Annotated in this window: 14 protein-coding genes and 1 pseudogene; 10 read left to right on the top strand and 5 right to left on the bottom strand. The window is 66.9% G+C overall.

The annotated features are described in order from the left end of the window. Position 1: 1 nt before the first annotated feature. Together G9465_RS10340 and G9465_RS10335 are read right to left on the bottom strand one after the other, a co-directional pair. Positions 2–1624: a type II/IV secretion system ATPase subunit gene (locus G9465_RS10340; protein ID WP_166969641.1), complete on the bottom strand. Its 1623-nt coding sequence runs from the start codon at positions 1622–1624 to the stop codon at positions 2–4. An 84-nt stretch (positions 1625–1708) separates the two neighbouring features. Further along, positions 1709–2209, bottom strand: coding sequence for a TIGR04206 family protein (locus G9465_RS10335; RefSeq protein ID WP_166969639.1), 501 nt, complete (start codon positions 2207–2209; stop codon positions 1709–1711). Positions 2210–2330: 121 nt separating this feature from the next. Here G9465_RS10335 and G9465_RS10330 point away from each other — a divergent pair, with 121 nt between their 5' ends. Beyond that, positions 2331–2762 (top strand): DUF5793 family protein, encoded by a 432-nt coding sequence (locus tag G9465_RS10330; RefSeq protein WP_166969637.1) that lies wholly within the window; start codon positions 2331–2333, stop codon positions 2760–2762. Here G9465_RS10330 and G9465_RS10325 read toward each other — a convergent pair. Next, positions 2759–3517, bottom strand: coding sequence for an NAD-dependent deacylase (locus G9465_RS10325; RefSeq protein WP_166969635.1), 759 nt, complete (start codon positions 3515–3517; stop codon positions 2759–2761). The two genes, G9465_RS10330 and G9465_RS10325, sit on opposite strands and share 4 nt — an antisense overlap. A 38-nt stretch (positions 3518–3555) precedes the next feature. Further along, the gene (locus tag G9465_RS10320) at positions 3556–4569 is read right to left on the bottom strand and encodes a hypothetical protein (protein WP_166969633.1); all 1014 of its coding nucleotides are present in this window, start codon (positions 4567–4569) and stop codon (positions 3556–3558) included. A gap of 99 nt (positions 4570–4668) precedes the next feature. Here G9465_RS10320 and G9465_RS10315 point away from each other — a divergent pair, with 99 nt between their 5' ends. The 5 genes from G9465_RS10315 to G9465_RS10295 all read left to right on the top strand — a co-directional run bounded on the left by G9465_RS10315 (position 4669) and on the right by G9465_RS10295 (position 8801). Beyond that, the gene (locus G9465_RS10315; protein WP_166969631.1) at positions 4669–4947 is read left to right on the top strand and encodes a hypothetical protein; all 279 of its coding nucleotides are present in this window, start codon (positions 4669–4671) and stop codon (positions 4945–4947) included. A gap of 119 nt (positions 4948–5066) precedes the next feature. Continuing rightward, entirely contained in the window at positions 5067–6215 is a 1149-nt protein-coding gene (sucC, locus tag G9465_RS10310) for an ADP-forming succinate--CoA ligase subunit beta (RefSeq protein WP_166969629.1), read from the top strand. After that, on the top strand, positions 6212–7084 hold the full coding sequence (sucD, locus tag G9465_RS10305; RefSeq protein WP_166969626.1) for a succinate--CoA ligase subunit alpha: 873 nt from the start codon (positions 6212–6214) through the stop codon (positions 7082–7084). Before sucC ends, sucD begins: the two co-directional genes overlap by 4 nt. A gap of 302 nt (positions 7085–7386) precedes the next feature. After that, positions 7387–8385, top strand: a complete 999-nt coding sequence (locus G9465_RS10300) for a hybrid sensor histidine kinase/response regulator (RefSeq protein WP_166969624.1) — start codon at positions 7387–7389, stop codon at positions 8383–8385. 179 nt (positions 8386–8564) lie between these two features. Further along, positions 8565–8801, top strand: a complete 237-nt coding sequence (locus tag G9465_RS10295; RefSeq protein WP_166969622.1) for a transcriptional regulator — start codon at positions 8565–8567, stop codon at positions 8799–8801. Between the two features lie 21 nt (positions 8802–8822). Here G9465_RS10295 and G9465_RS10290 read toward each other — a convergent pair whose 3' ends face one another. Continuing rightward, on the bottom strand, positions 8823–9263 hold the full coding sequence (locus G9465_RS10290; protein WP_166969620.1) for an SRPBCC family protein: 441 nt from the start codon (positions 9261–9263) through the stop codon (positions 8823–8825). Positions 9264–9323: 60 nt separating this feature from the next. Here G9465_RS10290 and G9465_RS10285 point away from each other — a divergent pair, with 60 nt between their 5' ends. The 4 genes and pseudogenes from G9465_RS10285 to G9465_RS10270 all read left to right on the top strand — a co-directional run bounded on the left by G9465_RS10285 (position 9324) and on the right by G9465_RS10270 (position 14202). Then, positions 9324–10226: an ABC transporter ATP-binding protein gene (locus G9465_RS10285; protein ID WP_166969618.1), complete on the top strand. Its 903-nt coding sequence runs from the start codon at positions 9324–9326 to the stop codon at positions 10224–10226. After that, positions 10227–12104, top strand: a complete 1878-nt coding sequence (locus G9465_RS10280) for an ABC transporter permease (RefSeq protein WP_166969616.1) — start codon at positions 10227–10229, stop codon at positions 12102–12104. It abuts the gene before it with no gap. Further along, a pseudogene (locus G9465_RS10275) lies at positions 12097–13183 on the top strand (ABC transporter permease). Before G9465_RS10280 ends, G9465_RS10275 begins: the two are co-directional and overlap by 8 nt. A 41-nt stretch (positions 13184–13224) precedes the next feature. Next, entirely contained in the window at positions 13225–14202 is a 978-nt protein-coding gene (locus G9465_RS10270) for an aldo/keto reductase (RefSeq protein WP_166969614.1), read from the top strand. Positions 14203–14255 lie beyond the last annotated feature (53 nt).

Genomic DNA, 14255 nt, shown 5'->3' with positions numbered 1-14255 from the left:
GTTAGGCCGTCACGTCGGACCCGATTCGGGCCAGCACCTCGTCCTTGTCGGCGTAGTACTTGTTGACCATCGCGGTAAATCGCCGGTAGTCGGAGACGCCCTGCTCGTGGAGGTATCGGAGGAAGCGCTTGCGGTAGTTCATCTCCCGGAGCAGTTCCGACTGGTTCCACCCGCGTTCCTGCCGGATCTCATCGAGGAGTTCGCTGTTGCGTTCGGCGAAACGGTCCTCGGTGGCCTGCCACGAGTAACTCGTCGAGTAGTCCAGTTCGCCGGTCCGCTGGTCGATGCCCTCTATCTCGGCGAGCGTCTTTGCACGGCGGACGCGTTCGTCACCCGACCGGGCAAGCACCTGCACACAGAGGATGTCGAGGCTCTGGACCATCGGCCGCGGAACGTTGATCGGTTCGTTTTCCAGCCTGTTGATGACGGTCTGGACGGAGTCGGCGTGCATCGTCGAAAACGTCGTGTGTCCCGTGTTCATCGCCTGAAACAGCGTGATTGCCTCCTCCCCGCGCACCTCGCCGACGATGATGTACTCCGGGCGGTGTCGGAGCGCAGAGCGCAGGAGGTCGTACATCGTGATGTCGGACTCGTCGAGACGTTCGCGAGTCACCGAGGAGAGCCAGTTGTCGTGGTACAGCGACAGTTCGCGGGTGTCCTCGATGGTCAGCACCTTCGAGCGCGGCGGGATGAACATCGCCAGCGCGTTCATCGAGGTGGTCTTGCCGGCCGCGGTCCCCCCGGCGAAGATGAGCGACTTGTTGGACTCGATAGCCAGCCAGAGGTACGCGAGCATCTCCAGCGAGAAGGTGCCATACTCCAGCAGGTCGATGGGCGTGAACGGTTCGTCGGCGTACTTCCGGATAGTGAACGCGGACCCGCGCGGGGTCACCTCCTGTCCCAGCGCGAGTTCGATACGCGACCCGTCGGGCAGCGTCGTCGAGACGACGGGGTCGGAGACGGAGACGTGCTGGCCCGAGCGCTGTGCCAACTGGACGACGAAGTCGTCCAGTTCCCCCCCGTCGTAGACGATGTTCGTCTCGATGTCGGTGTAGCCGTCGTGGTAGACGAAGATGGGGAGATTCGGCCCGTCACAGGAAATGTCCTCGATGTTGGGGTCGTGCATCAGCGGGTCGATGTGCCCGTACCCCTGAAAGGACCGATAGAGGTAGTAAAACAGGCGGTAGAACGTCTCGGCTTCGACGACGACGCCGTACTCTTCGAGTCGGTTACGCAACTCTTCTCGGAGTGCCCGTTCGGGGTCGCTGTCGACGTCGTTCCGGTAGATGAGCGGCCCCCTGATGTCTTCGAAGAGTCGGTCGAGCAGTTCCCGCTCGATGTCAGTCAGCGACGGTTCGACGACGTGATAGCGGTGTTCGTCGCTGTCGGGGTCGTAGTTGATAGAGACGAACGCGAACGGCGCGTTGAGCCAGTAGCGCTCTATCTCCTCGAGCCCGTCTAGCCCGTCGAAGCTCACGAGCGACCCGTGTCGACCGGGGTCGTAGTTCGACTCAGGGACGGCAGCGCCGGAGAGAATCGTCGCGGTTCGAGAGAGCCACGACTGGACGTGACCCAGTGGGTCCTTGACGACGTCGCCGGGGTCGGGAGTCTCGGGGTTAGACATCAGTGGTGAGAGACCGCACGCAGTCGCGATTTACGTGCCATAGTGTGGCCACCTACTTAAATTCGCTCGCCGGCTCGCCAGTCGTTACGTCCGGTCGACGGTGAGCAAGAGGTACGCGAGGACGGCGGCGACGAGGGCGCCGACGGGCAGGGAAAGCCCCGGGAAGTACCGGACGAACAGCACTGTCGCGGCGAGTGTCAAGAACGCTACGAGCGCGAGCAGTGCGCCGAAGACGCGGACGGGGTCGACTGGGAGCGCTGCAGCGAGGCGCCCCTCCTCGAAGTAGTAGAACAGGCTCAGAGCGAACGGGACCGAGGACGCGACGAAGGCGGCGAAGCCGAGATACCCGGCCAGCGTAAGTTCCGGCGACGACTGAAAGGCCGCCACTTCCCAGGCCCAGAGAAACGGCCGCTCGTTCTGGAGTGCCGCGCCGAAGATGAACTGGAACCGGAAGGGGAGAAAGCGAAGCGCGACCACGGTCAGTCCAGCGGCCTCGAACACCGACGCCGACCACGGCGCGAGGGTGACCAGCCACGTCGACAGCACCGCCAGTTCGCCAGCGTACTCAGATTTGACCCACGCCATCCTGTCTGCAGGGCCAGCAGGCAGGGGGTAAAAGCTACCGAAAGGGCGCCGATAAGACCCTTGCGGTGGTGGCACCGCCGTTACGTTCATGCCGGGCGGTCCCCAACCTATAATCACCCGAATGAGGCGCGACAACTTCACCGTCGACATCGACAGCAAACCCGACGACGACGGCACCCCGACCATCAGTATCGACTACGACGGCCCGTCGGGGGCACTCCGCGAGCGCCTCACAACGACCACAGACGGGACCCTCGATGCGGACGAGGTAGACGTCGCTTTCCGCAGACAGGCCGCGGCCGACAGCGGCGTCCTCTCCCTTACGAACCGCCTGACCGGGGAGTTCGTCCTCGAAGTGGCTGCCGCCGTCGACGAGATGCAAGCTCTCGTTACGGCCGCCGAGCGCCGGGACGACGACGGCGAGTACGAGGTCCGTCTGACCGACAGTGAGGGCAAATCGCTGGTCTACGAGAAGCGGACGCTCCTCGTCTACGACCACGACGGCAGCCTCCTCCGGCAGCAGAGCCTCATCCCCGGCGGGGTCGAACTCTAGAGTCGGTCGACGACGGCCGGCAGCACATCGGTCACGTCGGCCCGTATCACGTGGTCGGCCGCCGAATCTCGTGGCGTCTCCTCGAAGTTCACGACGACCAGCGTCGCCTCGGAGTCGGCCGCTATCTTCGGTAGCAGCGACGCGGGCCTGACCGACAGCGACGACCCGACGGCGAGGAACACGTCGCTGTCGCGGGCGAGTCGCTGGGCCTCGCTCATCGCCACGTCGGAGAGTGATTCGCCGAACAGCACGACGTCGGGTCGGTAGATACCCCCACAGGCACAGCGAGGCGGGAGGTCGCCGTCGGCCGCCCGCTCGAACGCCGCGTCGGCCGGCAGGCGGTTCCCGCAGTCGTCACAGCGGACGCGGCGGTTCGTCCCGTGGAGTTCGACCACGCGCTCGGACCCTGCCTCGTCGTGGAGGCCGTCGACGTTCTGCGTCACGACGGCGTCTAAGTGACCCCGCGACTCTAGCTCGGCGAGTGCCAGATGCGCGGCGTTCGGCGTCGGGTCCACGTCGCCGAAGAACTCCGCACGCAGTTCCAGTCGGTCGCGCCAGAACCCCTCCGGGTCGGCGTCGAGTCGCCGGCGGTGGAAGTCCGTCGGGTCGCGTCGCTCCCAGATACCGTCCTCGCCGCGGAACGACGGGATGCCCGAGGCCGTAGACACGCCCGCGCCGGTCAGCGCGACGGCTGTGTCGGCGTCTCTGAGCGCTCCGGTGATAGCGTCGACCGCGTCGTCGTAGGCCTCACTCATGGACGGCCGTTACGGGGCGGTGACCGTGTCTCTATCGGTCACTCGGCTGCGGTGTCCCGTCCCCCGCGGGCACGGCGTCGATACCGACTCGACTTCGACGCCCGTCTGACGACGTACCAGAACGCGGCCGCCTGCACCACCGCCGAGCAGAGATACAGCCACCAGTTGTCGCCGACGGTCCAGTCCCGGGCGCGGCGCCACGCGGCGTCCTTGTAGACGCAGGCCGCGAAAAACGGCCCGAACGGGAGCCAGAGCAACAGGCCGAGAATCTCGATGCCGCTCTCCGAGAGGGACGGGACGGCAACCGCCACCAGTAACACGAGGAGGAAGTACCCGCCGAAGAGGTACCCGGCGCGCCGGAACCACGGCGACCCCGGGACAGCGGGGTCGTCCTCGTCGTGGTCGCTGTCGAGCGTGAACGACGCCGTCGCGTCGACCGACTCGAAGGCATCGCGGCGCTTGTAGAGGTAGATGGCACCCACGACCACGTTGACGAACGGAATCGCCGCGCCGACGACGTAGCCTCGGGTGTTCGGTCGCCAGTCCGTGTAGCCGCGAACGCGGACGGCGTCCAGCAGTATCCCGACTGGCATCGCGACCCACGTCAGGAGGACGAACAGCGCCATCGCGTCGTAGAGCGGGTCAGGTATCGTCCCCCGCGGCAGGCCGTAGTCGAGGACGAGCGAAGCGACCCAGAAGCCCACGGACGCCGCTATCGCGGTCTCCCAGTGACGGGAGGGCGCTCGTCGACTCGCCGCGACGTAGCGCCGGAGGCAGTAGGCGGCGCCCACGGCGACGTTGACGAACCAGACCAGCGACCCGAGGACCCACAGCGTCGTCGTCGGGTCCCACGCTAACTCCGACCCGGCGGACCGCCGGTCGAGCGCAATCGAGAGGGGCATCACGAGCCACGCGAGGAGCATCGCGAGGGCGGTCGGCCCGCCCAGTCGACGGTCGAGCGGCGACCCCTCGGGGACCACACCGAGGACGACGACTCCCACCACCCAGACCAGCGTCGAGAGGACCACCCCGTACCACCACGCTGTGCGCATACCCACTATTTGCGCCCCGCTCCCTGAATAATCTACCCACGTTCGCGGTGACATTTTCCGGCACCACGATGGAAGCCACCGCAGTCCGCAGTCGGCCGCATGTGTTACGACCGACTGGTGACCGACGACGAAGTGGCCGAGACGAGCGCGCTCCGCAACGGAGCCATGGCCGGCTTCCTCGTTCTCGCGGTGTTGCTGGTCGAGGGCGCGCCGGCGTGGGTGGTTCTCGTGAGCGTCGCCGGCGGCGTCGCTCTCGGCACCGCGTTCCATCAGGCGCTCTTGCTCGTCGGTACAGGTGCGCTCAGAGTCCCGGCCCGCTTGCGCGACGGCGACGCCGGACCGGCCTCCGAACCGGCACGACCGGGCGGACGAGTGTGACATCGTTCAGTCCCGGGACGAATTTCCGGACGTTCTGCCACTTCTGTTCGGCCAGACTCCCGGCCACTGCGACCGAGAAAGACGGATTTAAAACGCCGCCGCGCGCCTCATAGTATGACATGCGATTGCACGAATACCAGGCGAAGCAGGTCTTCGCCGACGCGGGCGTTCCGACACCCGCCTCGCAGTTGGCCGAGACAGTTGACGAGGCCGTCGACGCGGCCGAGGACATCGGCTATCCCGTCGCCATCAAGGCGCAGGTCCACGTGGGTGGACGCGGGAAGGCCGGGGGCATCAAACTGGTCGAGAGCAAGGAGGAAGCCCGCGAGGCCGCCGACGCCATCCTCGGGATGGACCTCAAGGGCTATCACGTCTCGAAGGTCCTCGTCGAGGAGGCCGTCGACTTCGTCAACGAACTGTACGTGGGCGTGACCATGGACCGCGGCGAGGGCAAGCCCGTCGCCATGGTCTCGACGAAAGGCGGCGTCAACATCGAGGAGGTCGCCGAGGAGGACCCCGACGCCATCGCTCGCGAGCACATCGACCCCGCGTTCGGGATGCATCCCTATCAGGCCCGGAAGGTCGTCTACGAGGCCGGCGTCGACCGCGACGTCGCCAACGACGTGGCCTCGGTCCTGACGACGCTCTATCAGCTCTGGGACGACCGCGACGGCAGCGACGTCGAGGTCAACCCGCTGATGATCACGAGCGACGACGAGGTCATCGCCGCCGACGCCGTCATGAACATCGACGACGACGCCCTGTTCCGCCAGCCGGAACTCGCCGAGATGAGCGAGGAGGCCGCCGAGGGCGACGAACTCGAACAGAAGGCCGACGAGTACGGCTTCGACTACGTCCGCCTGTCGGGCAACGTCGGCATCATCGGTAACGGCGCGGGCCTCGTGATGACCACGCTGGACCTCGTCGACTACTACGGCGGCGAACCCGCCAACTTCCTCGACGTCGGTGGCGGCGCGAAGGCCGACCGCATCGCCAACGCGCTCGATATGGTCTTCTCCGACGACAACGTCGATTCCGTCGTGTTCAACATCTTCGGCGGCATCACCCGCGGTGACGAAGTCGCACAGGGCATCAATCAGGCCTTAGAACAGTTCGACGAGATTCCCAAGCCCGTCGTCGTCCGTCTGGCCGGCACGAACGCCGAGGAGGGGATGGAGATTCTGAACGAGGACCTCGTCACGGTAGAGTACACGCTGGAGGACGCCGTCCAGCGTGCCGTCGAGTACGCGAAGGAGGTGGAAGCATGAGTGTTCTAGTCGACGAAGACACGCGCGTCGTCGTGCAGGGTATCACCGGCGGTGAGGGCAAGTTCCACACCGAGCAGATGCTGGAGTACGGGACCAACGTGGTCGCCGGTGCCGTCCCCGGACGCGGTGGACAGGAAGTCGCCGGCGTCCCCGTCTACGACACCGTCCAGCAGGCCGCCCGCGAGGAGGACGCCAACGCCTCCGTCGTGTTCGTGCCGCCCGCGTTCGCGGCCGACGCCTGTTTCGAGGCCATGGACGCGAAGGGGCTGGACCTCGTCGTCGCCATCACCGAGGGCGTCCCGACCCAGGACATGGCTCGGGTCTACCGCAAACTGCAGGAGACCGACACCTACCTCGTCGGACCCAACTGCCCGGGTCTCATCACGCCCGGCGTCGCCAAACTCGGCATCCTGCCGGGCAACATCTTCTCGTCGGGCAACGTCGGCCTCGTCTCCCGCTCGGGCACCCTGACCTATCAGGTCGTCGACAACCTCACCGAGCGCGGTCTGGGCCAGTCCACCGCCATCGGCATCGGCGGCGACCCCATCATCGGGACTGACTTCATCGACGCGCTGGAACTGTTCGAGAACGACCCCGACACCCACGCCGTCGCTATGTGTGGCGAAATCGGCGGCGAGGACGAGGAAGAGGCCGCCCGTTACATCGGCGAGCACATGGACACGCCCGTCGCCGGGTTCATCGCCGGCCGCACGGCCCCGCCGGGCAAGCGCATGGGCCACGCCGGCGCCATCGTCTCCGGGAGCGGTACCGGCACCGCCGAGTCGAAGATTTCGGCGCTCGAAGACAACGGCGTCCCGGTCGGCGACACGCCCGAGGAAGTCGCGGACCACATCGAAGACCTGCTCTAGCGGGCCTTTCAACTCGATATCTTCCGATTTTATCTGCGCAACTCGAACCTCGCCGAGTCGAAGATTTCGGCGCTCGAAGACAACGGCGTCTTCGCGAGCGGAGCGAGCGAAGGCTCGATAGACGAGCAAGACGAGGGCGACCGGCGGAAGCCCTCGATGCGAAGCGGTGAGCGAAGTGAGCCGCGGAGCGAAGCGAGTCTATCGGCGTCCCGGTCGCCGACACCCCCGAGGAAGTCGCAGACCACATCGAAGACCTGCTGTAACCCGCCCTTTCTTATCCACGCTTTTCGTATGGCCGACGAATGACCGCGTGGGGACACACCAGACACGTCGCACTGACTGGACACGACACGGCCGGACTCGACGGCGTCTCCGCAGCCCTCGCCGACGTCGAGGGGCTCGACGTCGAAGAAGTCGGCCAGTCGGACCTGCTGGACCGCCTCGACGGCGGCGGGTTCGACGCCGTGGTCGTCGGGGACCGGCCACCGGAACGGGACGCCGTCGCGACGCTAGACGAGATTCGGGCGAACGCCATCACGCTCCCGGTCCTCGCTGTGGGTGCCGACGTCGACACCGACCGCGTCGAGACGGCGCTCGTGGCCGGCGTGAGCGACTACGTCCGCTGGCACGACGACAGCGGGCCGGAGTTGGCCGGTCGTCTCCGTGCGCTCCTCCGGCAACCGTGGCGCGACGGAACCATACAGGCCGCCCGGTGGGAGGACGCCCTCGGGTCGCTCGCCCACGACGCGAAGAACCCGCTCAACGTCGTCACCGGGCGACTGGAACTGCTGGACGTCGAGACGACGCACAGCGAGGCGATGAACCGGTCTATCAGCCGGGTGGAGGCGATGCTCGACGAGCTCTCGACGGTCGCCACCGTCTCGGGACCGGTCGGGGCGACGGAGTCAGTCTCGCTCGCGGACGTCGCCAACGAGGTCTGGGGCCGGCTCGATGCCCCCGATGCGACGCTCGACGTCGAACCCGACGGGACACTCACCGTCGACCCAGACCAGCTAGGCGTGGTTCTCGAACGCCTCCTCGAGAACACGCTGCTCCACGGCGGTGACGACGTATCCGTCACCGTCGGCGCGACAGACGAGGGGTTCTACGTGGCCGACGACGGGCCGGGAATCCCGGAAGCGGACTACGAACACGTGTTCGAACAGGGGTACGGGACGGCACGGACCGGAGAGGGGTACGGGTTGTTCGTCGTCGCACAGGCCGCGGCGGCACACGGCTGGAACGTCGACGTCGGGGAGAGCAACAGCGGCGGTGCACGGTTCGATGTGGCGGTCCGCTGACCCGTCGCGAGGTAGGGCCATCTGAACCGTGTGACCGAACGTCCACCGACAGCACGGGGAGATATCGAGACTGGACAGATGACCACCAAACAGCGGTCGGATAGTGTGAATCCATACCACATTCTCAGAGACGTGAACGTTCCGGTGTAGCTATAAGGCGTGAATATCAACGTTCGGGTATGCCCCACACCTGCCGGAACTGCAAGCGGACCTTCGGGACAGAACTCGAGCTCGAACTCCATCTCGACACCTGCTCGGCCGGCCAGTTGTACTGCGACGAGTGTGGCGACCGATTCACGGAGCGAGGGGCCACCGAGGACGGGTGGCACTATCGCTGTCCGAACGACGACTGCGACGGGGAAGGTATCGACGACGACATCCACCGCGTATCCGACGCTCGCGTCGCCAAACAGTAGTTCTCGACGTCGCCGTCTCGCTTACGCCCCCTCCCGAGCGGCTGCCGTCGCGATGTCCGCGATACGGGCACAGGCACGCGCACACACCGGCGCGTAGCCGGCCGCGAGGACGGGTATCTCGAAGCCGACGACTGCGCCGGCAGGGTGGACCTCGACGAAGTGGCCGGTCGCCGGGACGCCCGCGACCGACCACGTCCAGCGGTGGGCCGCACACGTCGTCACGCGGAACCGAGCCCAGAGGCCGCCGACGGTTTTCACACGGCCGGTCGTCCCCGCCTCGACGTAGCGGTCGTCACAGTCGACGGCGGTGATCGACGGGCCCCACTCGGGCCAACGCTCGGTGTCGGTCAGGACCTCCCACACAGTCTCGACTGGCGCGTCGACTGCCCGGCGGACGACGAGACGGCGACCGTCCGGTGTCTGTGCCAGTTCGACATCGGTGTCGCCCACTGAGACAACCATTATCAGTTGCAATAGGGCGGAGACAAGGTATAGGTTAGTTCGGTCGTTACGCATCGCCAGATGATCGACGCCCGCGACCTTCGCAAGGAGTACGGCGATTTCGTCGCCGTAGAGGGCAGCACGTTCTCGGTCGACCGGGGCGAAGTCTTCGGCATCATCGGCCCCAACGGGGCCGGCAAGACGACGACGCTGAAGATGCTCGCCGGTCTGCTGGAACCGACAGATGGCGAGGCCGAGATAGCGGGCCTCGACACGCAGACGACGGAGATGCGAGAGCAACTGGGCTTTCTCCCCGAGGAGTCACCGCTGTACGAGGAGATGACGCCCGTCTCGTATCTGGAGTTCTTCGCGGACCTCTACGACGTGCCAAGCGACGTGGCCCACCGGCGGATGCACGACACGCTGGACGAACTCGATTTGGAACACCGCGACCGGAAACTCGGCGACATGTCGAAGGGGATGAAGCGGAAAGTCGCCATCGCCCGGTCGCTCATCAACGACCCCGACGTGCTCATCTACGACGAACCGGCGTCGGGGCTGGACCCGCTGACGACGAACTACGTCATCGAGTTCACCGAGCAACTCGCCGCGGACGGCAAGACCATCGTCTTCTCCGCGCACAACCTCTTTCACGTCGAATCTATCTGCGACCGCGTCGTCATCATGAACGAGGGACAGATCGTCGCTCGCGGCGACCTCGAACAGTTACAGGCAGAGTACGGCGAGACGCGCTATCACGTCTACACGACCGTCGACGTGCCCGAGGCCGCGGCGGAGAACGGCCACTTCAAGCGGGTCGTCGGCAGCATGGACGCCGTCGAGGAGACGCGCGCGGCCGCCGAGTCCGCGGGCGGCACCGTCGTCGACATCCGTACCGAGGAGTCCAGCCTCGAAGAGGTGTTCCTCAACGTCGCGGAGGCGGGCACCCGCGGCACCCGCTACGTCGGGGAGGACGCGGAGTAGATGCAGTGGGACAAACTGCTCCGGGTCGCGAAGTGGGAGGTGACGAAGAACGCGGGCGGCGTCGATAGACGGACGCTCGCCATCATGGCCGTCGCCGTCGTCGCGATGGGCGGCGTCGCGGCGGTCGCCGTCGCGGGCGCGAGTCCCGGACTGGACGCCGACATCTACCGCATCGGTGTCGAGGAGTCGAGTCCGTACCACGGCGTCGCAGAGGCCGACGGGAGTTTCAGGATACAGGACCCGAACCCGAAGGCCGTCCGCCGCGGCGAGCAAGAGCTGGCCTTTGACGGTGACAGACTGCTGGTGCCCCCGCAGTCGGGGAAGCAGGCGGCCGCGCTGTCGGCGCTGCGTGACAGCACCGAGAACTACAACGACCGGACGCTCGCCCGTGACGACAACCAGACTGCGGCGTTCCCGGTGTCGGTGACGGTGGTGTATCAGAAGCAGGGCGGGCCGAACCCATTGGACCCACGCGACGACGCGGCGGGTGGCGACGGCGGGACAGACGAGAGCAGTGAGAGCGACGGTGGAACCACCGGTGGCGGTGACGGAGCGACCGATGGCGGTGGCGACGGCGCGGCTAGCGGTGGTGGCGACGGCGCGGCCGGCGGCGGCGGCGGTGCGAACCTCGGGAACATCGGCGCCCGGCTGACCGGCGACGTACAGGGCGGGACACCATCGGACATCGCCCCGCCGTTCCCCTTCGAGTCGCTGGTGCTTGCCTTCCTCTATGTCGTCCCGATGAACTTCGTCATCCAGGCGTACGGGTCGTCGATGCTGTCCGAACGGCTGAATCGACGCGGCGAACTGTTGCTCGTGACGCCGGCCTCGCGGGGCGACATCATCGGTGGGAAGACGCTCCCGTACTTCCTCGGCGCCGTCGGCGTCGCGGCGGCCATCACGGCGGCGCTCCGGTTCAGCGGCGTCGCGCCCGACGGCAGCGCCATCGCGGTGCTCGCAATCGTCCCCATCGCCATGCTCTTCCTCTCGGCGACGTTCTGCGGCGCGATGTTCGCGCGGTCGTTCAAGGAACTGACCTTCGTCACCGTCACCATCACCGTCTCGCTGACCTCCTACGCGTTCGTCCCGGCCATCTTCACCGACGTGACTCCCATCGCGCTCATCTCGCCGCTGACGCTCGTCGTGATGGACCTCACCGGACAGTCTATCTCGCTGGCGGAGTTCGCCTTCTCGACGGTGCCGCCGCTGCTGACGGCGCTGGTGCTGTTCGGCCTCGGTGCCGGCCTCTACCGCGAGGAAGACATGTTCACCCAGCGCGCCATTCCCCTGAAGGTGCTGGACGCGCTGGCGGGCCGCATCAAGTCCCGGAAGAGCGCCCTGAAGATGAGCGCCCTCCTCCTCCCGCTGGTCGTCGTCGCGGAACTGGTCGCCGTCGCGTTCCTGTTCGTGCTGGACTCGGTATCGCTGAACGTCTTCGGGACGAACCAGACGCTGGCCGTCGTCCTCGTCCTCGGCGTCGTCGCCGTCGTCGAGGAACTGGCGAAGAGCCTCCACCTCTATGCCGGGTACGCCAACGCACGCTACGAGCGCACGCTTCGGTCGGCTATCGGCCTCGGCGCCCTCTCGGGGCTCGGCTTCTTCATCGCGGAGAAGGGCCTGCTCATCGCCCGCCTCTCCAATCTGGAGAGCCTCCCGGTCGGGAACGCGGCCCTGCAGGGTGCCACCCCGCCGTCGGGCGTCCCGCTGTGGGTGGTGGCGCTCCTCTTCCTCTTCGCACCGCTGGCGCTACACTCGGTGACGGCGGCCATCTCCTCGGTCGGCGCACAGCGGAGTCGCGGGGCCTACGCCGCCGGCGTCGGCGTTGCCGTCCTCGTTCACATCGCGTACAACCTCACGGTGGTGGTCGGCCTTGCCTGAGGACCGGCCGTGGTACCGCGACCCCCGACTCGTCGTCGCGCGCCGCGACGTGGCCTCCCTCTCGCGGGAGAAGACCATCGTCCTAGCCTTGCTCATCCAGTTGTTCGTCGCGGGCTTTTCCTCGTTCCTCGTCGTCGGCCTCACCTCCCTGTACGACCCGGGTCCGTCTCCGCGGCGAGGTGGAGGTGGCCGTCACGGGCGACGCACGGGACGCGCTCCTCGACGCGGCCGCCGAACAGGAGGGGGCCGACGCCGTCGCCTACCGGAACCCCGACGCCGCGATACTCGCGTTCGAGGAGCGCCGCGTCGACGCGGTGTTGAACGCCCGGTACGTCGAGGCGGCGTCGGGCGACGGGAACCGGATAGCGGTGACCGCTCGCGTCCCCGAGGGGAGCGTCCGCTCGACGCTCATCGTCGTGGAGGTGCGGCGGGTCCTGAACGCGCTAGAGCGGCAGGAACGCGTCGAACGCGCCGGGTCGCTCGACACCGACCCGGTTCCGCTCCCGCCAGAAGCCAGCGCGAGTCCGTACTTCGGCTTCACGTACACCGTCCTCATCCCCCTGTTGCTCTTTCTCCCGGCGTTCATCAGCGGGTCGGTGGTCGTCGACACCATCACCGAAGAGATAGAGCGCGGGACGCTGGAACTCCTGCGGGTGGCCCCGGTGTCGCTACTCGACGTCGTCGACGGGAAGGCGCTCGGGATGGTCCTGCTCGCGCCCGCACAGGCGCTCCTGTGGGTCCTCCTCCTGATGGGCAACGGAATCCCGGTGGCGAACGTCCCGGCTATCCTCCTGTTCGTCGCGGCCGTCGCGATCGTCGTCGTCACCATCGGCGTCGTCCTCGGCGTGGCGATGCAGCGCCGCCGGCCCGCGCAGTTGCTGTACTCCGTCCTGACGCTCGTCGTCTTCGGGGCCGCCGTGGTACTGCCCGAGCACCCGGCGACGACGGTGGCGAAACTCGCCGTCGATAGCCCGACGCTGCTGACCTACGGGCACGTCGCCGGCAGCGTCGTGCTGGCGGTCGCCGGCTACGCGGTGGCCCGGCAGTACGTCGCCGGTGTCGACGCCGACGCGCTCTGACCGACGCGCAACTTTTTGTCCGCGGCGGCCGGCGCTCCGGTATGGAGTACACCACCCTCGGTTCGACCGGGATGGAAGTCAGCCGCCTCTGTCTCGGGTGTATGAGTTTCGGGACGCCGGAGTGGCGCGACTGGGTTCTAGACGAAGAGGAGAGCCGCGAGATTATCGAGCGGGCCATCGACCTCGGCATCACCTTCTTCGACACCGCGAACATGTACTCGAAGGGCGAGTCCGAACGCGTCCTCGGGAACGTCCTCGCAGACTACGAACGCGACGGGCAGGTCGTCGCGACGAAGGGATACTTCCAGATGGACGACCAGAACCCGAACTCCGGCGGCCTCTCGCGGAAGGCGCTGGAACAGGAACTGTCGAACTCGCTCGACAGACTGGGGATGGACACCGTCGACCTCTACCAGATTCACCGCTGGGACTACGACACGCCCATCGAGGAGACGCTGTGGACCCTCGACGATGCGGTCCGCCGCGGCGACATCCGGTACGCCGGCGCGTCCTCGATGTGGGCTCACCAGTTCGCCGACTCGCTGCGGACGAGCGAGCGCGAGGACCTCGAACGGTTCGAGACGATGCAGAACCACTACAATCTCCTCTACCGGGAGGAAGAGCGGGAGATGCTGCCGCTGTGCCAGAAGGAAGGTATCGGCGTCCTCCCGTGGAGTCCGCTGGCCCGTGGCTACCTCACCCGCCCCCACGAGGAGGTGGCGGCGACGGTCCGGGGCCAGACCGACGACTACGCCCGCGAACACCCCTACTACGAGGGCGGCGGCCGCACGGTCAACGAACGCGTACAGGAACTGGCCGAGGAGTACGACGCCACGATGGCCCAGATTGCGCTGGCGTGGCTGCTGGACAAGGAGTGGGTCGACGCGCCGATTATCGGGACGTCGAGCGTCGAACACCTCGAACAGGCCGTCGAAGCGCTGGACATCGACCTCTCGACGAGCGACGTCGAGTATCTGGAAGCACCGTACGAGCCGGTCCGGGTGTCGGGCCACGAGTAGCGAAGGGCACGAACGGAGTGAGCGCCCCGCAAAGCGCAACGGCGACCAGCGGG

The organism is Haloarcula sp. JP-L23, assembly GCF_011602445.1.
Lineage (GTDB): Archaea > Halobacteriota > Halobacteria > Halobacteriales > Haloarculaceae > Haloarcula > Haloarcula pellucida.
This window is presented reverse-complemented; position numbering and strand designations above follow the sequence as displayed.